The sequence below is a fragment of the Bradyrhizobium lupini genome, from assembly GCF_040939785.1.
Lineage (GTDB): Bacteria > Pseudomonadota > Alphaproteobacteria > Rhizobiales > Xanthobacteraceae > Bradyrhizobium > Bradyrhizobium canariense_D.
In genome coordinates this window covers 4261036-4281407 of record NZ_CP162553.1, presented here as the reverse complement: position 1 = coordinate 4281407, position 20372 = coordinate 4261036, and the positions used below count along the sequence as shown (strand labels likewise).

At 58.9% G+C, this 20372-nt stretch carries 18 protein-coding genes; 11 read left to right on the top strand and 7 right to left on the bottom strand.

The window, feature by feature from the left end; all coding sequences use genetic code 11:
* Positions 1-73: 73 nt before the first annotated feature.
* The 4 genes from AB3L03_RS20200 to AB3L03_RS20185 form a co-directional block, all read right to left on the bottom strand.
* Positions 74-1180: a glycoside hydrolase family 5 protein gene (locus tag AB3L03_RS20200; RefSeq protein ID WP_368506944.1), complete on the bottom strand. Its 1107-nt coding sequence runs from the start codon at positions 1178-1180 to the stop codon at positions 74-76.
* Between the two features lie 59 nt (positions 1181-1239).
* On the bottom strand, positions 1240-3393 hold the full coding sequence (locus AB3L03_RS20195) for a GumC family protein (RefSeq protein WP_368506943.1): 2154 nt from the start codon (positions 3391-3393) through the stop codon (positions 1240-1242).
* Between the two features lie 256 nt (positions 3394-3649).
* Entirely contained in the window at positions 3650-3808 is a 159-nt protein-coding gene (locus AB3L03_RS20190) for a hypothetical protein (protein ID WP_018453041.1), read from the bottom strand.
* A 698-nt stretch (positions 3809-4506) separates the two neighbouring features.
* Complete coding sequence (locus tag AB3L03_RS20185) at positions 4507-4917, bottom strand: hypothetical protein (RefSeq protein WP_231190860.1); 411 nt, start codon at positions 4915-4917, stop codon at positions 4507-4509.
* Positions 4918-5219: 302 nt separating this feature from the next.
* Here AB3L03_RS20185 and AB3L03_RS20180 point away from each other — a divergent pair, with 302 nt between their 5' ends.
* From AB3L03_RS20180 to AB3L03_RS20155, 6 genes are all read left to right on the top strand, one after another.
* Positions 5220-5444 carry a hypothetical protein gene (locus tag AB3L03_RS20180; protein WP_018453038.1) on the top strand — a complete coding sequence of 75 codons (225 nt, stop codon included), beginning with the start codon at positions 5220-5222 and terminating at the stop codon, positions 5442-5444.
* Between the two features lie 330 nt (positions 5445-5774).
* The gene (locus tag AB3L03_RS20175) at positions 5775-7028 is read left to right on the top strand and encodes a tyrosine-type recombinase/integrase (protein ID WP_368506942.1); all 1254 of its coding nucleotides are present in this window, start codon (positions 5775-5777) and stop codon (positions 7026-7028) included.
* On the top strand, positions 7000-7572 hold the full coding sequence (locus AB3L03_RS20170; RefSeq protein WP_368506941.1) for a hypothetical protein: 573 nt from the start codon (positions 7000-7002) through the stop codon (positions 7570-7572). Before AB3L03_RS20175 ends, AB3L03_RS20170 begins: the two co-directional genes overlap by 29 nt.
* 407 nt (positions 7573-7979) lie before the next feature.
* A complete protein-coding gene (locus AB3L03_RS20165) occupies positions 7980-8609 on the top strand; it encodes a hypothetical protein (protein WP_368506940.1) in 630 nt (209 codons plus the stop codon).
* A 38-nt stretch (positions 8610-8647) separates the two neighbouring features.
* Complete coding sequence (locus tag AB3L03_RS20160) at positions 8648-8941, top strand: hypothetical protein (protein ID WP_368506939.1); 294 nt, start codon at positions 8648-8650, stop codon at positions 8939-8941.
* A 41-nt stretch (positions 8942-8982) separates the two neighbouring features.
* On the top strand, positions 8983-9399 hold the full coding sequence (locus AB3L03_RS20155; RefSeq protein WP_368506938.1) for a hypothetical protein: 417 nt from the start codon (positions 8983-8985) through the stop codon (positions 9397-9399).
* Positions 9400-9800: 401 nt separating this feature from the next.
* On the opposite strand, the gene AB3L03_RS20150 is transcribed toward AB3L03_RS20155, so the two are convergent.
* Together AB3L03_RS20150 and AB3L03_RS20145 are read right to left on the bottom strand one after the other, a co-directional pair.
* Positions 9801-10409, bottom strand: coding sequence for a hypothetical protein (locus AB3L03_RS20150; protein ID WP_368506937.1), 609 nt, complete (start codon positions 10407-10409; stop codon positions 9801-9803).
* A 64-nt stretch (positions 10410-10473) separates the two neighbouring features.
* Entirely contained in the window at positions 10474-13137 is a 2664-nt protein-coding gene (locus AB3L03_RS20145; protein WP_368506936.1) for an adenylate/guanylate cyclase domain-containing protein, read from the bottom strand.
* 409 nt (positions 13138-13546) lie between these two features.
* On the opposite strand from AB3L03_RS20145, the gene AB3L03_RS20140 reads away from it, so the two are divergent.
* Together AB3L03_RS20140 and AB3L03_RS20135 are read left to right on the top strand one after the other, a co-directional pair.
* The gene (locus tag AB3L03_RS20140; protein WP_368506935.1) at positions 13547-13945 is read left to right on the top strand and encodes a hypothetical protein; all 399 of its coding nucleotides are present in this window, start codon (positions 13547-13549) and stop codon (positions 13943-13945) included.
* 488 nt (positions 13946-14433) lie between these two features.
* A complete protein-coding gene (locus AB3L03_RS20135; RefSeq protein ID WP_368506934.1) occupies positions 14434-14805 on the top strand; it encodes a hypothetical protein in 372 nt (123 codons plus the stop codon).
* Between the two features lie 429 nt (positions 14806-15234).
* Here AB3L03_RS20135 and AB3L03_RS20130 read toward each other — a convergent pair whose 3' ends face one another.
* Positions 15235-15675 carry a DUF4440 domain-containing protein gene (locus AB3L03_RS20130; protein WP_368506933.1) on the bottom strand — a complete coding sequence of 147 codons (441 nt, stop codon included), beginning with the start codon at positions 15673-15675 and terminating at the stop codon, positions 15235-15237.
* Positions 15676-15989: 314 nt separating this feature from the next.
* Between AB3L03_RS20130 and AB3L03_RS20125 the strand changes: the two genes are divergently transcribed.
* The 3 genes from AB3L03_RS20125 (at position 15990) to AB3L03_RS20115 (ending at position 19377) form a co-directional block, all read left to right on the top strand.
* Entirely contained in the window at positions 15990-17090 is a 1101-nt protein-coding gene (locus AB3L03_RS20125; RefSeq protein WP_368506932.1) for a hypothetical protein, read from the top strand.
* A 70-nt stretch (positions 17091-17160) separates the two neighbouring features.
* Positions 17161-18078, top strand: coding sequence for a site-specific integrase (locus AB3L03_RS20120; RefSeq protein WP_368506931.1), 918 nt, complete (start codon positions 17161-17163; stop codon positions 18076-18078).
* A 567-nt stretch (positions 18079-18645) separates the two neighbouring features.
* Positions 18646-19377 carry a hypothetical protein gene (locus tag AB3L03_RS20115; protein ID WP_368506930.1) on the top strand — a complete coding sequence of 244 codons (732 nt, stop codon included), beginning with the start codon at positions 18646-18648 and terminating at the stop codon, positions 19375-19377.
* The last annotated feature ends 995 nt before the right edge of the window (positions 19378-20372 follow it).

Sequence of the window (20372 nt, the reverse complement as noted above, 5' to 3'; positions counted from 1 at the left end):
GTCCTTTGGCGCAGCGCGGCGGCCACGATAGCGGCAGGATGCGTAAGGATTCGTTAACGATGACGGACCGGCTTCAGCGGCGGCCCGGCTTCGCGGCGCCGAACAGCGCGCGCATGACGTCGGGATCGGGCTTGCCGGTCCCGTTTTCGAGCAGGCCGAATCCCTGCGCCAGCTCCCAATGCGCCCAGCCCCAGCAATGCGCCCGCGCATATGCGGTCACGGCCGCGAGCCAGCGTACGCGGCTGTCCCGGGGCGCTGCGGCTTTCAAAACGCCAAATTCGTTGATGATGATCGGCCGCGAAAATTGCTGCTGCCACGCGACCGCGGGCGCGAGCCACCGGCTGACATCCGGCTTGTCCCTGGCGGCGGCAATCGCCGTGTCGAGCATGACGAGCGCCTTCGTCGCGCCTCTGTCCTGCAAATCCCGGCGGAGCGCCTGAACCCCGGGATCGCCGGCGCTGATCGGATAAGGCAGATCCGTGATGTCGTGCAGCGGATCCTGCACGTCCCAGTGGCCCTGGTGTGTGAACACCATGGGATCGTAGAAATGGATGGCGTAGACGACGTTTGGATCCGGCAACGGGCGAAACCGCGGCAGCGAGTCCGCGCGTTGCCAGTCGACCGGGCCGACGATCAGCGTGGTCGCGGGAAGCAATTGGCGAACGAAGGCGGCGAGCGTTTCGACCTGCTTTTGCCATCTGTCGGCTTCGATGTCGGGCTCATTGAGCAGCTCGGCGAACACGCGGTCGGCCGGGAAAGATTGAATGACCCGGGCGAGCGTGCCCCACGCATCCTCCAGCTCGCGCAGCGAGGCGTCGGCGTCATCCTTGTGCAGGCGATTGAAACGATCGCCGGGATGAAGATCGACGGAGATCGAATAGCCGAGCGAGATGAGCTGCTTCAATGCCTTGTCGAGCGAACGCAGCGTCTCATCGCGTTCCGCTTTCGAAGCGAAGCGCAGCATCACGCGCTCGGCCGGCACCGGCAAGCGGACATGACTCATCCCCGCCTTGCGAAGCTGCTGCAGCAATTCGCGAGTTGGAGGCGCGGATTTTTCGCCATTGATCCAGCCGTCGGCATTGAACCCGCGCGACAGTGCGGCGAGCCTGTCCGGCGCGACGGTCTGCGAGGCAGGTACGCAAGTTTCGGCCGATGTCGCGGAGGCGAGCGACGTTGGCATCAAGATCGTGGATAGCAAGATCGTGGCAAGGAGCAGACGACGGCACGGCGTCGCCATCGTCAAACCGCCCTGCTAAGCGCACCGCCGTCAGGGTGAGGCGCGGCAGAGCCGGCGGGCGCATGATTGACGACGAGACCGGTCGGCACGGTGTCGTACTTCGACAGCGCGGCGGTCACCCGTCGCATCGCCGCCGAACCGAGCTCGCCGGCGCGCACCACCGGGATGATCAGGTCCGCGTGCGCGGCGAGCGCGATCGCATCTGGCTGCAAGGCAAGATTGTTCGCATGGACGATGATCAAGTCGAACTCCGAGCGAATGTCGTCCTCCGGCCGCGCATCGGCCTTCCTGCCGGCGCTCAGCAGCTCGTCGATCGACTGGAGTCCTGCCGTGGTCGAGCCGTCCTGCCATTCGGTCACCGGCGGCTGGGCGCCCGCGAATTCCGGCTGCAGCCGGATCAGCACGCTCATCATGCCGCGATTGACGGCCGCGCGGTTGAGCGAGCGCGCAACGGTATTGCCGCCGGCGCTCTTGCCGACCGACAGCACGAGGGCGACCTTGCAGCCACGCACCGGGGCACGATCGATACGCTCGAGCAGCGGACGCAAGTAAGCGCCGAGATCGAGCTCGGCTGGGGCGGCAATCGGTCGTTGCCAGACAGTGTTGGGCGCAGCTCCCGACATCAGTTCGGGAATGCGGGACCAGACCGGAAGGTTCGGCATCGCCTCGGGTTGCTGCACGGCCGGAGCCGGACGCTTGGCTTGCCGCTTCGGCGTCTCCCTCGCCTCCGCCCGCGCGGGCGTTCGAGCCGGAGCCTCGGCAGGATCGGACTTGTCGGACATGCTCGTCATCGCCGCAACCGTAGCGGTTGACGTCAGCAGCGAGCCGATCGCGAGCGCGGCGAGCAGCAGGGCGAGCGGCGGACGCGTCGAGCGCAGCGGCGGAATCGCGGGCGAAGCGATCTTGGTCTGCGAGCTCTGAAGCTGACGCTGCTCGTTGGTCGTCTTGAACCGCGACAAAAACTGCTCGTAGATGTTCTTGTTGGCATCGGCATCGCGCTGCAGCTCCTGCAGCTTCACGAGCGCCTGGCCGTCCACCAGCATCTGCGTCTCGACCGCCTTGAGCTGCTTTTCCAGCGCGGCCTGCTGCTCGAGCTGGGCCTCGTATTCGGACTTCGCGGTGTCGATGTTCTTCTTCCGCTCGACCTCGATCTGCCTGTTGATGTCAGCCAACTGGCTGTAGGAGATCGCAAGATCAGGATGGCGGTCGCCGTAGACCGCCTTCTTCTGTGCGATCTGGTCGTTCAGGGTCGAGCGCTGCGCGCGCAGCATGCTCAGGAGATCCTGCTTCACCGGACCTTCGACATTGGCCTTGAGATCGCGCTGCACCTGCTCGTAACGCGCCTTGGCTTCCTCGGTGCGCGCACGAGCCGCGGAGACCTGCTGGTTCAGGTCGGTCACCCGCAATTGCTGGGTGGTGGAATCCTTGCCGGCATTGAGGATCTTGTGCTCGAGCCGGAAGGCTGCGACGGCGTCTTCCGAGACGCGCAGGCGCTCGCTGAGCGTCTTCAGCCGGTCCTTGAGCCAGTCGGCCGCCTCGTCCGTCGCATCGCTGCGCACGCGGCTCTGGGTCGCGACGAACGCCTCTGCGATGGCATTGGCATAATACGCTGCCCGCTCCGCACTGTTCGAGGTGAACGAGATGGCGATGACGTAAGTCAGGCCGCGACGCGAGATATCGAGGCGGCTGCGGAGTTTTTCGAGCAGGCGCGTCATGTCGGTATGACCGCCTGAGATATCCTCGTCGTCGGCGATCTTGAGCTTCTCGATCAGGGGCCGGAGAAAGCCGTCCGACTTGGCGATCTCGATCTGGCTCTGAAGCGCAGCGGCGTCCTGGCCGATGCCAGGCAGCACGTCCTGGTCCGTGGTCACGCGCAGCTCGCGGGGATCGACCACGACGAGCGCCGTCGCGGCATAGCGGACCGGCAGCACCATCAGCACGGCGACGCCGAGCGCGAAGAGTGCCAGCGCCAGCATCAGGATGCGCCGGCCGTTCTCACGCAGGAAAGAGAACGCGCCGGTGAGGGTCAGCGATCCCTTGATCAGCGCGGGGGCGGTGTTGTCGGGCGTCGCCGCCGCAGCCCGCGGCGCTTCCCACGAAGCCGCGGGCTCCGTCGGGGCGATGCTTCGCGGAGATGCGCTTCTACCGAACGCCATGGGGTTGGACTCGAAATCAACTAACAGGCACAGCCTAGAGACTTGCTGCACCGTAAATATCCATGGTTAACCCGCGGTTACGGCTGCCGCGAAGCTCGGTAAACGGTTCATTAAGGAGACGACGCACGGCCCTGCGCGGAGAGGGGTTCCGTGCGTCCGGATACCGGGCGACACCGAATGCATAAAGTCCGCTATTGGTTGGCGCGGACGCTTGCGGAAGACTTTCTTGCGCCTCGACGACCCGGCGCGCCGGATCTCAAAACAAAGCAGCGTTGCCAGCCTGCCCGTAGATCATTGCGGCCACGAGAGAGAGCAGCAAGCCCGCGCCCGAAAAGATCACGAGGACTTTCAGAGTTTCGACATCAACGTTGGTTCTCGTCGCGCGGGATATCGCCTTTGCCAGTGCAGCCATCATCGCCAGCTCCGAACAGGCCGCGCGAAGGCGCGACCTGTTTTGTCTAGCGTCATTGGGCGCGTTTGCGTGTGAAGCAGATTACAAGTGATGTTGCGTGCTGCACATCACACCGCCGGCCGAGCGTGCCTGGATCTTACCATTCATATCGCACCACGCCCTTGCCGGCGCAGCAGCGCGTGACGTGCCGCTCGCGTATCACAGGTGGTCGCGCGGTATGCATTTTGTGCGGGAACCGGCCGACTTGCTGACACTTTGCGGTGCAGGCTCGCGGCCGGTATTATTCTCAACTGATTCTCGTCTGACGAGGTACGGATGTCGCGGCCGATCATCGGCGCGGTCCCTGTCAGGCGGAAGCGATCTTAGTGCCGAGGATGATTCGGCGTCGTCAGGGGAGGACAATTTGCCATGCCTGGGATGACTGGACTGCAGCTGGCCGGCGCTGTCGCCGCGGAGCGCCCCGGGACGGTCATCCTCCTGAGCACGGGATACGCAGAGATTCCCAGCAACGAACGATCCAGCCTGCCGCGTTTATCAAAGCCATTCGACCAGGCTGCGTTGGCGAAGGCAATCGAGGCGGCAATGCGCGAAGACGAGCCAAGCGGATCCATCGTCGCTTTTCGGCCGAAGAGCGCGTGAAAGCCGGATGATGAATGGCGCACCGTCTGGTGCGGTCCCGATTCGGAAGCGCCAATGGTCCATCAAATCCCGCCGGGAAGCTCAACGCCCGCTTCCGTCAGGTCACGGAGGAATTTCCGCACCAGGAGCATGTTAGTTCTCTGCAACTCGTGATTATTGCCGAACTTGAACTGGTTGGCTTCGGTTACGATCAGACCCTGGTCGGTCTCGCGGAAAATGCCTTGCTTCTTCAAGCGATCGGCGCGCCGCCGAACGGTTTCGATCGGCAGACCGAAAAAGCGGGACAGGGCGGCACGGGAAACGCCCTGCTTGATCTTGTCCGGCTCCACCGCCTGGATACTGCCAAATTGCCGGTCGAGTTCGGGGGTCTTCATGATCTTGAGAACGTTGGCGTTCAGGACCGCATGAATGATCATCAAGTCCAGCGGATCGAAATCGTAGTGGCGGAACATCTCGCTGGCTGCGCACAGCATGTAGGCCAACGAGTGGCGGGAGACGGTTCGGATCAAATCCGATGCGATGTCCTCGCCTTCAGTCGTACCAACCATCACCAGTCCCCGCTTCTACGGATGTCCGGTCCGACGCCCACAGCCGGTTCTATGTATCCGTGGCGCACCGCGCGTGAGGCAGGACCGGTCTGCTGTTTCCCCCAATATGGGTATGGTTGCGGTTCAATCGGGTCAATAGCCGGCTTGTCGGCAATATCATTTTCACCGATACGGGATTGAGTGGCCGGGCGCGCAATTGGCGCGTGCCAACGGTGGTCGTGGGCCAAATGACATTCATCATCGAAGCTGTAAAAGACGACTGCCGCACCGTGGATTTCCGTGACAGCGCGATCGTTGCGGTGATCCTGGCCCGCAAGCATGCGGTGAATGGTTTTGTGGTGTCGATCACGGCTCCGGACGGGCAGCTTTTTTCCGCCGATCAGTTCAACCGTTTGCTGACGAGCAAGGGGCTTGGTTCGGATCCGGCGGCGCAAGATGTAGGGCGGCGCTAAAGCGGGCTTTGTCGGCGGTACGCAGAATCCCGAACAGTGCAATTGATTGTCATCGCGCCGAAACGGGTGCGCCGCCTGCGGACGAAACGAATGGATGCGGCAAATCGGCGTCGATCGCGTATTCGAAAATGGCGCGCCCGGAACGATTCGAACGTCCGACCCTCAGATTCGTAGTCTGATCGACCAAGTGATCTCAGCATTCTTCAAGGTTCCTCAAGATGGATTATCGAATTATTCTAAGCCTTTGTAGTCTGATCAAGGTTGACTGGCACATCTCTGAATGGCTGAATCTTGCTTACCGTGTGCTTACCGGAAGTGAGATTAAGGCCGATGCCCCAAGGCCGCATATCAAAAAAATCCGTAGACGCGCTGAGGTGTTCGGAAAAACAAGACCGCGTTTTTCTGTGGGATGATGCGCTTTCCGGGTTCGGGGTGGCAGCATTCCCATCTCAGAAGAAGATCTACTACGCTCAATACCGGCAGCACGGCCGATCCCGCCGCATTGCCCTGGGGGAACACGGCAGGCTCACCCCTGACCAGGCCCGCTCAGAAGCAAAGAAGTTGCTCGGTGCTGTCGAGACCGGAAGTGACCCGATCGCGGAACGCCGCGAACAGCGTGCCCGAAGAACCCTCGCCGAGGCCGCGGCGGACTTCATGGTCCATCACGTGCGCAGTAAGCGCAAGCCGCGGACAGCCATTGAATATCAATGTCTCCTAGACCGTCGCATCCTACCGGCTCTTGGCAGTCGTCGGCTTGTCGAAATCACGCGAAGCGACGTCGCGCGCCTACACTCGTGTATGGCGTCCGCGCCGTTCGCTGCAAACCGCTGTTTGGCCCTCCTCTCCTCAATCTGGAATTGGGCCGCCAGGCGGGCCGAAGTCCCTTTTGAAGAGAACCCGGCTAGGGGAATCGAAAAAAACCCGGAACGAAGCCGGGAGCGTTTTCTGACCCGCGATGAGTTTGGTAGGCTAGGCGAATCCCTGAGACTCGCGGAGACGGTCGGTGTCGCATGGGAGACAAATGACGTTCAGTCCAAACATCTGCCCCGGGAAGAAAACCGTCGGACCACATTGGATCCATTCGCCGTCGCTGCAATCCGGCTGCTGATCTTCACCGGCGCCCGTCTAGGAGAAATTCTGAGTGCGAAATGGGACCAGGTTGATGTCGACCGGCGGATCCTCTTCTTGCCCGACAGCAAGACCGGCAAAAAGCCGATCTACTTGCCTGAGACCGCGCTTGCCATTCTGGACAGCTTGCCACGGCTCGATGGTAATCCCTACATCATCGCTGGCAGCGACGGCCGCCGCGCTGATTTAAAACGACCTTGGTCAGTGCTTCGCCGAGCTGCTGATTTGAAAGGTGTACGTCTTCACGATCTGCGACACAGCTTCGCCTCCTATGGAGCGGAAGCTGGACTTGGCTTGCCAATAATCGGCAAATTGTTGGGCCACACGCAGCCATCCACCACCAACCGTTATGCCCATCTCGATGCCAGCCCTCTTAGGCGAGCGTCTGAAGACATATCAACCAGAATTTCCGGCGCGTTGAACCCACATGCCCAAGAAGAAAAAGCAATTCAATGATCCGGCTTTTCAGTTGAGCGCTCCCGGCGAGTTTTTGTTTCGGGTAAGCGAGCGACTAGAGGAAATGAGAGCCGTTTATAAAGAGGGAAACCCGCTAGGGCTGTTCGATGCTCTCGTGATAGCTTTGCAGAGTGGGATTGTTCTGCCCGATTGGGCGATCGAGGCTGCTATTGATGAACTACAACCGCTTGTGGCGAAAGGCGTCACCACCGGCAAAGGTCAGACAGGCAACACTCTCGCTGCATATAAAACTGACATGGTTCACTACCGACGGTGGAGCACAGTTGAACAATGTCGCGTCTCGGGCAAGACTTTGGAGGAGTCTTGCTATGAGGCAGAAAAAAGCTTGCATGGGTGTTTCGGAGAGGGCGGCTTCGAATCGATGAAAAAATCCTATCAGACCGTGTCGGCGAATCTAGCCGACAGCAAGGAGCGTCTTCGGTACTACAGAGGACTTTCCGTAGGGCGCCAGCTGACCGGGACGGAAGCTGCCGGTCGGCGGCTCAAGTTCGGAGTACTCGAACCGCCGAAAGGGAAGGAATAGACGCTATTCCTTCTATTCCAATCCGCAGCATCTTCGGCCATCTTCATCCTCGTTGACGCGACATAACGAGGACGTGCCGTCGATGCCGAAGCAAATGCGGACAGAACAAGCAGCCGCGTACGTACAGTTATCACCGTGTACCCTCGCCAAAATGAGGGTGCGCGGAGATGGACCGGTGTTCTCGAAAGCAGGTCCTCGCGTAGTGCTGTATGCCCAAGACGATCTTGATAACTGGCTGAACGAACGGCGGCACCGCTCAACTTCCGACAACCGAAGCAGCTAGCGACCTCTAATTCTCTTCGAACTGACGCCCGCGGCGCCGTCCGGCGCTGTGAACAAGGGCTCGTGCCTATCGACCATCAAATGATCCGACCATTCCTTCTTATAGCACCATAAACCGAGTTACGATGACCAAACACACTGACACGAAGCTCTATACAACCCCAAAGATCATCCTGGATAGGCTTACAGTTTGCTTCAACGGACCAGCTGAAATTGACCCTTCCTACATTTGTGGAGTGTTGCTTAACGACAAGCAGCAAGTACCGGGTATCAAGATCACCAGTAATGCGCGCTACAAGGTTCGCGCATCCATTCCGGTCCCATTCATCAACTCAACCGAGAATGCTCATCCCATCTACTTGGAAGTTGGCCCTCACCACAAATCCCTTCCAGCTTGTCGATTGGACTTCAACCCAGCCAAGCTCTCGCCAGAAGGTATCGACGATCTGATTACGCTGCTCGACACGTCGATGCACGCCACCCCAATTGAGTTCTTCAGCAATGGACGGATCACAAGAGCTGACGCTGCGGTTGATCTACCGGGACACACGCTGGATGACGTGATCGTGCTCGCCTCTTCTAAGAAGAAACACGGGGTTTACTCAGATCGGCACGGCCGTCCTGAGACGACCTACCTCGGGACCCCCGCTCCAAGCGGATCGTCGCCTACACCAAACATGGCGCAGATGGACAAGCCCTGCGCCTTGAGGTCCGCTGCAAGCCTCTGTGTCCGGGAAGCGCACTGGTTGAGCTGAACAATCCGTTCAAGAAAGTCCTTCTTCTCCCAGCCGACGTGCTGAACGAGCTGAAGCTGGATTTCCCAGGGCGCATTCTGGCCGACAGCATCCGCGTGCGCGGTTTGAAGCATGCCCTGTCCCCATTCCCCCCAGATCAGCGGAAACTGATCACCCAGGCACTGACAGCCGCACAAACCCTGCTCCCCGATGCAGAGCAGCTGTGGACTGGGTGGAAAGATGCGCTGCTAAAGTCGGGATTAGGCAAAGAGCTGGGACTCATCAAACCCAAGACGCACCCTCATGAACCGATCTTGCCGCCCAATAGCAGTGATTTGCAATTAATTGCATGAACTCTGCTTCTCGCTCGTCGCCAGGATTATGGAGACCAAACATGAATGCATCCGAACAACTTCTTACTTGGAAGAAACAGAAAGAGCTCATCAGATTTTTTGTAGACGGGACCGGCACGGTTCAGCCGACGAGAGACGAAGCGAATTTCGCCAGCGACCTGCTTGTTCTCATTTTGCGACACTGCAAAGACGAACACAACCTTGAAAAGGACATCAAAAAATTCACGGAGACAAGAGCGCATGAACTGAGCAACAAAAAAGTAACGGGAAGCGAAGTTCGAAGAATACGTCAGCGCTACTTTGGCTTTCTGGCCTCTGAAGTACCTACAGATGCGTACCCGCAGCCAAAACGGCCCGGCTGTATCCATGCGCAATTTCGCATCCTCCGGCTCCTCCAGCAGCACCTCTTAGTCGGCCACGATGGCCTGACGAGTAGCGACGATCCCGGCGGCAGTTAACGACCGGGTGAGCGGAGCATCGAGAAATGAAAAGGCTTCCGCCGAAGCGGGCCTACTCTTTCGCGCCGGCTTCGCTTGCACCATCTCAGCTCCGCACTCGAGGAAGGCAAAGTATATGAGCGAACATCCCGCCTGTTCGCCGATCTCGCCCAGGCCCTTTGAGGCCAGTTCGAGACAGGGCTTGAGACACGGCCGACCTGAGTGGCAACGATGCTTCACCCCCGATGATTGAGCCAAATTCAATCAGCAAATCAACGCATTGAGCTGCGGTGAAATCACTCCCCAGGCAAGGCTTCTAATCTGTCCCGCAAGTGCAGATACGTAAGAGGACAAGCCCAATGTCCCTGGAGCATACGGCGGCGACAAGTAGCCCGACCCAGAGACACTCCGCGACAATGAGCTTACGCCAACTCGTCGAGTAAAGCCTTGGCCTGCTTGAGGTCCAGGGTGTCGAAGCCCTCCGTGAACCAGCCGTAGACTGGAGCGAGAAGTTCTCGGGCCTCGTGCCGCTTCCCTTGATCACGCCACAGCCGCGCCATGCTCATCGCGGCGCGTAACTCGAACGATTTTGCCCGCTGCTTGCGGGCGACTTCGAGCGCTTCAAACAGGCTTGCTTCTGCTTGGTTCGCGGATGCTCCAAAAAGCAGTCGGAGTTCACCCTCAATTCTAAGTACGTCAGCTTGCCAGAGAAACTCGCCCGTTTCGAGAATGAGCTCCTTGGCATTGCTGATCGCGACCAGGCTGTCCTGCATATATCCCGCACGTGCTTGCAGGATTGCAAGGAGGGAATGGTAGTGCGGGGAATGAAATCGAACCTGTTCTTTGGCGGCATGTATTCCCTGTTTCACCAGAGCAATGCCGTCTTCCAGCTGGTCTGCGCCCCCGATGGCCCAACCAGTTAATATTTTCCCGCAGCTAGTTGCCCACAGTGGCATGCGCGGTCCGAGTTGTGCGTTTAAGCTATCAACATACTTGTTGATGTCCCGCGTGTTGCCGAGCAGCACAGACAACTGTGCGCCAGCGTAGATGCCAACGACGCCACTGGTATTTGCGTGTTGTGCATCCAGGGCATATTTAATTGCCTTTTTCGCGTGCTGCGACTGCCTTGTCGGGGTATCCCAGGGCCCACAGGCTCAGTGCCAAATAGGCAAGACCTGACGCATGTGGATCGGTGAGGTAAAGCACCGAAAGAGCTTGGTCCATTTCGATCCGGTCGATTGCTAGCATTTGTTCCAGCTGCGCTTTTGCCGTCTCTAAGTCGCCCACTTCTAGCAGCGATGCGCCCATCGCGCGGTATGCAATCAGTTTCGCCACGCGATCGCCCGTCTGCGCGGCCAGCGATTGGCACCGCTCCGAATACTCAAGTGCTTTGGAAATCCTGCCGCTGGCTATGCAATAGGCATACTGACCATAAAGGCATGGCAACAGGTGCTGGGTGTCGCCTAATCGTTCACAGAGCGCAATCGCGCGATCACGCGCAGCTCCGACGACCGGGTTGCCATACCCATGTTGAGCCGCCAAAGGCGTGCCCAAGGCAAGCTGATAGTCGAGTTCCTGCCTGTCCTTCTGTGCCGAATGCGGTAACGTCATCAACATCTCAAGGCCCCGTTTGAGATGACGCACTGCCTCTTCGTCGGCGGATCGTTCAGCCGCACGCCGTCCGGCCTTTAACCAGTATGGAATAGCACGGTCCGCGTGCCCGGCATTTGTGAAATGGCGCGCCAACAGCTCGGGTTCGATATGGGTGCGCTCGGGAAATAGCTGTTCGAGCACTTCAGCAATTCGTGCATGCAGCTCCTGACGGGGTCCCCGCAGCAACGTGCCGTAAGCGGCATCTTGCACCAGGGCATGCTTAAAGGTGTATTCCGCGTGTGGCGGCATTCCGCGCCTGAAGATCAATTCGGCGGATACAAGCTGGTTCAGGGCTTCATCCAGCTCAGCCGAGTTTCGCTGCCCCACTGGCAGGAGCAGCTCGTAGGAGAACTCCCGACCAATGGCGGCACCAACTTGAGCCGTTTCCTTTGCGAGTGACCCGAGCCGATCAAGCCGTGCCATCAGCGAGGCATGGAGGCTCGGAGGAACGGCGGCCAGCGGTGAGGGAATACTCGCAGCCGATCGCTCAGCACCGTTCTCGCCCGCCTCCATTACCGCTTTGGTCATCTCCTCGACGAAGAGGGGTATGCCATCGGTGCGCTCGATGATGTCCTGTCTAATGTCCGCTGGAATTTGGGCATTTCCAGAGACGCGGTCGATTATGGCCTTGCTCTCGTCCTCGCCGAGGCGGTTCAGATGCACTGCGGCGACGTATGGCGTTCCAATCCATGGCGGCTCGAATTCGGGCCGGTACGTGACAATCAGCAGCACCCGAAGATTTTTTAACCCATCGATCGTACGACTGAGTGCTTCAAGGCTCGTCGGATCGATCCAATGCACGTCCTCGAAGATCATCAGGACCGGACTGGACTTGGATAAAGCCTCAAGTCGTGCGGTTAGCGCCTCAAACGTCTTTTGTCGGCGCTGCGGCGCAGTTAGCTCCAGATGGGGGTATCGTCCGTCGTTCGGCAGGGAAAGCATTTCGGTGAGGAGCGCGATATGTTGGCGCGACGTCAAGCTCTGCCCCAGCAGGGTGTCTATCTTGTCGAGCTTGGTAAGGGGCTGATCGTCACGCCCAACTCCAGCAGCACGCTCCATCTGTCCGATGATTGGATGGAGCGGACTGTCCGTGTGCTGAGGCGAGCAGAAATAGCGCAAACCCGTGTGGGCTTCCTTTGCGACTGTTTCCATAAAGGCCGCCGTGAGGCGCGATTTGCCTATTCCAGCCTCGCCCGATAGGAGCACCACCTGTCCTGCGCCCACTTTTGCTCTCGCCCAGCGGCGCAAAAGCAGCTCAAGTTCTTCTTCTCGTCCGATCAGAGCAGTCAGCCCGCTGGGGTGCATCGCCTCAAAGCGGCTCTCGATAGGGCTTGCCTGCAGCACGGCGAAGGCTCGCATTGCTCGGGCGATCCCCTTGAGTTCCTGCGGCCCAAGGTCCGTCAATTCAAACAGGTTGCCCAGGAGCTTCCGGGTGCTCTCGGCAATGACAACGGAGTTCGGTTCAGCCAAGGCTTGCAGACGTGCCGCGAGATTGGGCGTTTCTCCGATGATGCCACGCTCCTGCGCTTCCCCTGAGCCGATCAGGTCGCCCACAACGACCAACCCGGTAGCAATACCGATGCGTGTCTGCAGCGGGACGGAAACCTTGAGTGCACCGACGGCAGCAATCATCTCCAATGCTGCGCGGACGGAACGTTCTGCGTCGTCCTCGTGCGCCTCCGGATAGCCGAAATAAATGAGCACGCCGTCGCCCATATATTTTGCCACGAAGCCAGCCGCGCGGCGAACGATCTCAGCGACGCACTTCTGATAGGCTGAAATGACCTCGCGCAGGTCCTCCGGGTCCATCCGCGCGGAGAGCGCAGTCGAGCCTACAAGGTCCGAAAACATCACGGTCACTTGGCGCCGCTCAGCAGCTCTTTCCGCCGTTTCGGTGGGCCGGGGTACCGACGCTGACGCGGCTTCGGCGCGGAGGCTAGCAATCGCGTCCAGCAGCTTACGACGATGCCCTACAAGCTCGACACCAAGGTCCTTCAAGTCCTCCGCTGTCAAGGTCGGCAGGACCGTCTCGTCGATCTCATTCTGGCGGAATGCCGCCTCATATTGTTCGAGGCCAAGCCTCCGCAGCCAACCTCGCATCTCCATGGCGGCGCTCCAGGTTCGCTCGGGCTATCCATGATCGTCCGGGCGAGACAATCTGTCTAGCGGATGGTCCAGAAGCACCCTTCGAAAACCGCCTTCAGAATGCCGGTGATTAGAGACCCAGGATGCAGTTGCATGAGCCGTTTTCAGGGACCGGGCCAAATTGAGTTGTTGAGCAAGTCCGAAACGCGAGTTGCCACGAGCTGGGTCACTCGCTTGTACCGAGGTGGACGGGGCATAACCGAATGCCCGGAAGACCTAAAGGCGAGAAGCGCCACGCCGACACCGTGCAGAACGCCGTGCTGATCGGCAGGATCGCGACCGGCGAGGTTGAGGATACGCCCGGCAAAGGGCCGAATCGGGCGCGGGGCGGCAAGGCTGGCGGAGCAAGCCGCGCTGCGCCAGTGCGCTCATGGAGGATTTGAAGCCTCGCCTTGCCAACTGCGTCCAGCTCACCACGGACGGGCACAGGGCCTACTTGAACGCAGTTAGTGAGACCTTCGGCGCGGACGGCATTGATTACGGGATGCTGGTGAGGATCTACGGCAGCGACCAGCAGGCTCAGAAGCGTTACAGCCCGGCCAAGCTGATCGGGATCGATAAAGACCTGATCCTTGGATCGCCCGACATGGCGCACGTCTCCACCTCCTATCTGGAGCGCGCTGTCGCTCTATTTCGTCTGGTACAATTTCATCAAGGCCCACAAGTCACTCAAGGGGCTCACGCCGGCAATGGCGGCCGGCCTTGTTTCGTCACCGCTGAAAATGAGCGACATTGTTACGCTGATCGACCGGCGGGAAGGTCCGGCTAAGAAGCGGGGACCATACAAGAAAAAGCAACTTACATCCGCATGAAGTCTTTGACATTGCCGGCAGTTGCGGCACAAAAATAGAAGGCCGGCACCCGAAGGTCCGGCCCGCTTTTGTCCGTAGGAGATATGCGCGTTAGCGCAGTGATCCAGCCCCACGGCACGTCCTGATTACTTACTAACAGCCGAGTCGCGATGCAATACCCCTTTTCGCCGCTGCCGAAAGTGCTGTCTGCCCTCGAAGCCACCATGTCTCCGGCGCGGCTAGCGCGTTACGTTGGAGCATCGAAAGGCGATAAATATCATGCGCTTAGACTATATGTATGGAACGCGCGACTCTGCGAAGAGTTCTATATCCCTCTTCAATTTTCCGAGGTTTCTTTAAGGAACTCTATCCACCAACGGTTAACCATCCTTTACGGAAACGAGTGGTTTGACGAGCCCCGGTTCACGGGGCAATTCCGGATCGGCACAAAAATGAAATCGCCAAAGTGGCCGCAGATGAGCGCCAAAAGCGCGGGCTCGCATTCGCGGCTGACCACGTTGTGGCCGGGATGTCATTCGGTTTTTGGCAGAACCTGCTCGGCAAAAGGCTTCAATTCATTCTCTGGTGTGACGGTATCGGTGCTGCCTTTCCCCACCTCCCGAAAGGCCTTGGCCGTAACGACGTCTACATGAGACTGGAGCGTCTTCGAAAATTTCGAAATGCGGTGATGCATCATTACGCAATTTTCGATAAGGCGCCAACACAGGAATACAAGAATATCCGGACATTGTTGCAATGGATGTGCCCTGAGACATTGTGGCTTGTGTCCGAATTATCTAATCCCGCTGCGGTGCTCCAGCGTCGGCCACAAAACTGAGACTTTCAAACTGAGGCACGACCGTAGTCCTGCCCACATGGACAACCTTCGGGGAACGAGGCGCATAGATTACATAGACGCCCTGCTTGTCGGGTGCCTCCGGCCAACCGTCTCTTGGGAATGGGATAAGTTTAGCGCGCTTCAATTTGAAGAAGCAGGTTCTCACGTAGTCTTGCTCGCGGCTGGTAATGGCAGTCTCTCGATCTGCAGCTTGCCGGGATCGCGCTTTAGCACCCGAAGATGCTCATCAGTGGGGAGATAGCGGCGAACGCCCGAAATGTCTTCCGGCGAATACCAGTTCTTGTCACCAGGGACGCGCACCCAAACCTTGTAGCTTCCGCCCAAATTCGGTTTGCGGCCCCGGACAGCCTCTGAGCCTGCCACGTTGGTGACGACGCTTGAGCGCCGCCGCCTCTCGACACTAGTCACTTAGGTGGGGTGCTTTGGGAAGCCCGGTGAGCATTCTGATTTTCCACACCCCCCGTCGCGGACGTATGTTCCCGTCCAAAGCCCCGTCTCGCTAATGGCTGCACCCGATGGGGCCTTTCCGCTGGTCCGGTACTCACCCATTCCGATCATAGCGTCGGCGCCAACCGCCGCTGCCTGCTTCACTGTGATCTCTATCCGGTCGATACCCGCCTTAAAGGCCTCCGCATAAAACTGAGCAACATCAGTGTGCGCGCCTGTAGGGTTCACGAACACTCCGTCTTTTGTGAAAAGAGCGCCGATCCCAGCACTATTCTGCTTGTCAAAGTTCTCTGTAAAAGAAACAGCAATTTTGACGACTTCCTGATTGCTCTGATCATCGGCAGCAGTTACGGGGAGGACAAGTGAAGCCAGTATAAAAAGGAGGGCGGAAAACAATCGCATGGCGCTTCTCCTGAATGAACTTCAAATAGGCCGCCGTTCGGCGGCGGCAAAGCCTATGACGGCAATCAGAAAATGATGCACGACGAGATGTGCTGCACCACACCATTGGACGTGGTCTCATCCACGCTCAGGGTCGCGGGGGGGGGGCCGCAGACGTCGAGGCATGTGACGCGGACTTACGAGGCGCGCTCGCGCTCCTTCCCGGAGCTTACTCCGCTGATTTTGCCGAGCTTTCTCTTTACATGACCGGCAACAGGTCCATCGTTAATAGCGGGCAACTTGTTTTCGCTCCCCTCAACTCAAGGAGGAGAGCAATGGACAAAATCAAAGGCATTCAATCTGCCGGGCATCATCTAGAGATCGCGGTTGGCAATTTCCAGCCTCCGTCGCCACAGCCGCTGCAAACGTCGGATTGGATCGCAATGTCAGCGATCCAGAAGGCAATTCGACGCGGGCGAACCGATCTGGCGCTCCAGGCGGCGACGACCCTCCTTCAACAATCGCCGGAGCGGCTGTGGCGCAGGTTGGCTTGCATAGCATTCGAGGACGTCGGTCTAGGTCATCTCGACCTGGTGAAGCTGGTAACGGCCGCCATGGCGGGCAAGAGAGTGCGAGCACCGCTCGGGGGTGAGTGGGCGGTCGCCAGCTATCTCACAACCAAGATGGCGGAGGCGACTAAATGCCGAGGCGCGGATGATCTCTTGCTTGTGGCAGAGAACCATCCCCTGTACGAGAGCCATCGCATGGAGCTGGGTTTCAGCACCACGCAACAACTGATCGAGGTGCTCACCACCTCCGAGCGTTGGGCGGTGAGAGCGCTGGCAGCGTGGTTTCTGCTCGGCACAGATCGCCGCCCCTCACCTCGGCTTACCCGACGACGTGGCGATATCGTTTCGCTGTTCGCCGCCCTCGGTGAAATCTTGCCTGCTGATCTGGTCGAGATCGCCCACGAGGGCTACCGGCGCAGCGGCGAGGTGCTGCCGATCTTGATGGCGCTGCTTGCGCCTCATCTGCAGCTGGAATTGACGAGCATGAAAGACGACGACATGCCAGCAGAGGTGATGGTGGGACCAATTCCAGGCTGGTGTATTGACCTCTACACCCGCCCTGGCAGAGCCGTGCTCGCCAAGTTTATCGAGGGATCAACTCGGAGCGCCCGATGGGTCCGACTGCACATTCCACCACGCAAGCGGGTCGAGTTCTTGGGGACGATTATCTTCCGGCTCGAAGGGCAATGCGTTCAGCGCCGACTGCGGTGGCCGCTAGCTGACGAACTGCGCCGGGCGACCGACTACGAGTGCAACGGCCAGCACTGCCCAGATGCGACCGAAATCCTGGCGCTCGCGCGAGCTGATCTGGGCGAGCTGAACGCGATCCGCGCCCAGCTGATGGAGGCATCGAGCCATGTCAGCTGAGCTTCTAACCCGTGATACTATTCACTTATCGGAGGTTAAAACGGCCCCAGCAGACCGTTTTGAACTTCCAATGCAATTAGTTGCACGCGCAACCGAACTGTCTCCAGAGACCCACTTTTTCATCGAAAACAGTGTTTCGGAGAATAGCCGCCGGGCGTACCTGAGTGATCTGCGGGAATTTGAGCTGAGCGGCGGTTCGATCCCCGCATCGCCTGACACCTTGGCCGAACACCTCGCCCAGAACGCTGGCAGGCTGAGCGTGGCGACCCTGGTCAGGCGTTTGGCCTCGATCTCGAAAGCGCACGAGGCCCGGGGGCTACCCAACCCAACTCGCTCCGCGCTCGTCCGGGCGACACTAAGGGGCATCAAGCGGACCTACGGCTGCGCCCAGCACCAGGCTAAGCCGCTGCTGCTCACCGAGCTGATCCAGGTGCTCGACGCAACCGGCGACAGGCCGAAGGACCTCCGGGATCGGGCTCTCCTACTGGTTGGATTTGCGGGCGCGTTACGTCGTTCCGAGCTGGTCGGCCTAAATCGGGACCACGCCGAACATGTCCGGCAGGGCGTCATTCTTCATTTGCTGCGCTCAAAATCCGACCAGGAGGCTCGAGGACAGAAAATCGGCATCCCACACGGCCGGGGCCGGTGGTGCCCGATCGCCGCCCTGGAAGCCTGGCTGGCGATCTCAGGCATCAGTGAAGGGCCGATCTTTCGACCCATTAATCGCCATGGCAGGGTCCATGATTGCCGCCTGTCCGGCGAAGCAGTTGGCGAGATCGTCCGGGAGCGCGTCAGCGCAGCTGGTCTCGATCCCTCTGGATATTCAGGGCATTCGCTACGCGCGGGGCTTGCGACCAGCGCGTCGCAGGTCGGGGTGCCAACCGGGAAGATCAGAGCGCAAACTCGGCACGCTTCCGACGCGATGCTCGCGCGGTACGTACGGGATGGAGCACTTTTTTCCCAAAATGCCGCTGGTGCGCTACTGTGAGGCCCCTTTCAAAGAGCCATAAGAATAGTTCAATGTTTTTCGCTTGACCCTGCCAGAACACCTTTTCAAGAAAGGCATTTCGATGAACATGGTAGCAACGGCTTTCGCACTCTCAATGACTTTCGCGACGACTGCGGCATCAGCAGATCCTGTATACTTGCGGTGCAAAAACCTAGACTTGCCGCCAGATGACGTGAGCTACGTCATCTTGGCCGTAGATTTAGCAACCAGCTCAGCTAGCCTCACGTCCCACTTTGCGGCGAGCATCCTAGGTCCGGCTGGAGAGAGAACTGTTCAATTCCAGGTCCAGCGGTCAGACGAACGATCAATTACAGCCACTGCAACTAGCGGAACCTCCTTCACACTTGACCGTGTGTCTGGCCAAACGTTGCTAACCCAAGTTGAGGCGGGGATGAGGCGCTTAGAGAGTTCGTTAGCCTGTCAGCCGACCAAGCGCGTTCTTTGACGATCTCGTCGTGAGCACTGCCCCGCTCGACGAGGCTGGTTCAACCGAGATTACTACAAGCTGTGTGCGATGCCGCCGCTACCCAATAGAGGGCTCGAGCCGTGTCTAGTGTATTTTTGGTGGTGTACACGTCTGCCCATCTGATCGGCGCTGTAAGCTACCCGCTGGGTGATCAGCTCTGCGCGAACGCGCTGGGGCGCTGGACTTGGGGCGGGCAAGAAATTCTGGAGAAGAAGGGCAAAGACGTGTCCGGCGAAGACCAGTACGGCGGTGCCTACACGTTCGCCTGTGAGACCCATCGCACCCGGCCGAGAGTGCAGATCCAAATCGGCAAGGGGCAGCGGGAGCAGTTCGAGAGCGACTGCGAGAACCTGTACCGCTCCTACTCTGAATATAAGGAATGTCGCCAGCTGCCGAACGGGGACGTCGAGACGACCCAGTATGACGACAACGCCGATAACAGACATAGCTGGGTGGTCAAGATCGACGAGCGCTGGAAGACCGTACGCCTCAAGGAGCAGAAGGCCAGTGAGGAAGAGTGCGGCCAGATCGAGGTGATTTTTGACGCCTGTTCCGTCTCTGAGCAGACCGCCGATTATTGCTACATGGTGCACCGCGCTGGGGCGGGCGAAAGCAGAGGCCTGTCCCAGTTCTTTTCTCGGCACCCCTCAGATGGCTTTTTTAACAAGATGCAAGCGCTGTGTCAGAAGGTCTGCTACGGCAAGATGACGGTGATCGCCGCAACCCGGAAATTCTGCCCGCATCAGCGGCCGCATTCTATGGAAAGTTACAGGCAGGAGCCCGACGTGCCTGGCAGTACAGCCCGCAAATGACCAAAAGCGTGCTGGCCAGCCGATGTTAGGCGGCGTCATTTCGAGATCAGTCTCGTATCCACACCTACAGCCCTCCTCAGAATAAGGCAGCCAGGACGAACTCACCCTGGTGTAGGCGCACGGAGGCTCAAACTACAAAGCCCAGCGGATTTTCCTTCGTGGCGCAGCCCAAGGGGACCGGCGCTGAGAGGCTGATGAATTTGAACGCACGGGCAACCGGGATCGGGAACGGCTTGCATGACGCACGAAATTGGTGGGACTTTTGGAGACGAATTCCGCATGCTTTGGCAAGTTGTCTGTCCGCCAAGAACTTCAGGTTAGAATATCTACCGGGCGCTTAGCAAAAGAAGGCTAGAGACCAACCTTGCATCGGATTTGTTGATCGCTTTCCCTCATGCAGCCAAGCAAGGTCAAGCAACTAGGGAGGCCGACCGTGGGCAATAGACTATTCGTGGGCGTGCTGGGAAACCGTAATTCAGGCAAGTCATCGACTTGGAACGATCTGTTCGGCCGGACGGTACGGCGCGGGAAGAACTCGCGGCGGCTTGAGTTAGCACCTGGAGAGTGCGTTGATGTTTATCTCGTAAGCGGGTCATTTGAAGAACGGAAAGAATACGCTGGCGATGTTCTCGACATCAGACCGCAAGGATTGTGTTGTGTTCGATGCAATATACCGAGGAAGTCCGTATAACCATCGATTATGTCATACAGCGCAACTTTGATGTTTCTATTCACTGGCTCAACCCTGGATATAGCGACGTCGAAGGGTATTTCGACAACTTGGGCCTCACGAACGTGCTGCTATCCAATTCCGCTTCGCTTAGTATCCGGAATGGCAAATTAGCCACTAAACGCCGGGTCGCTGAACTACGCGAATTGATTTATGGCTGGGCACGATTTCGAGACCTATTAGTTCAGTGCAAATGATTATCTGGCCTCGAACGGGAGCGCGCCTATTCGGTGACGCCGTTTCGCTCTTCGTCCGAGCGCGCATC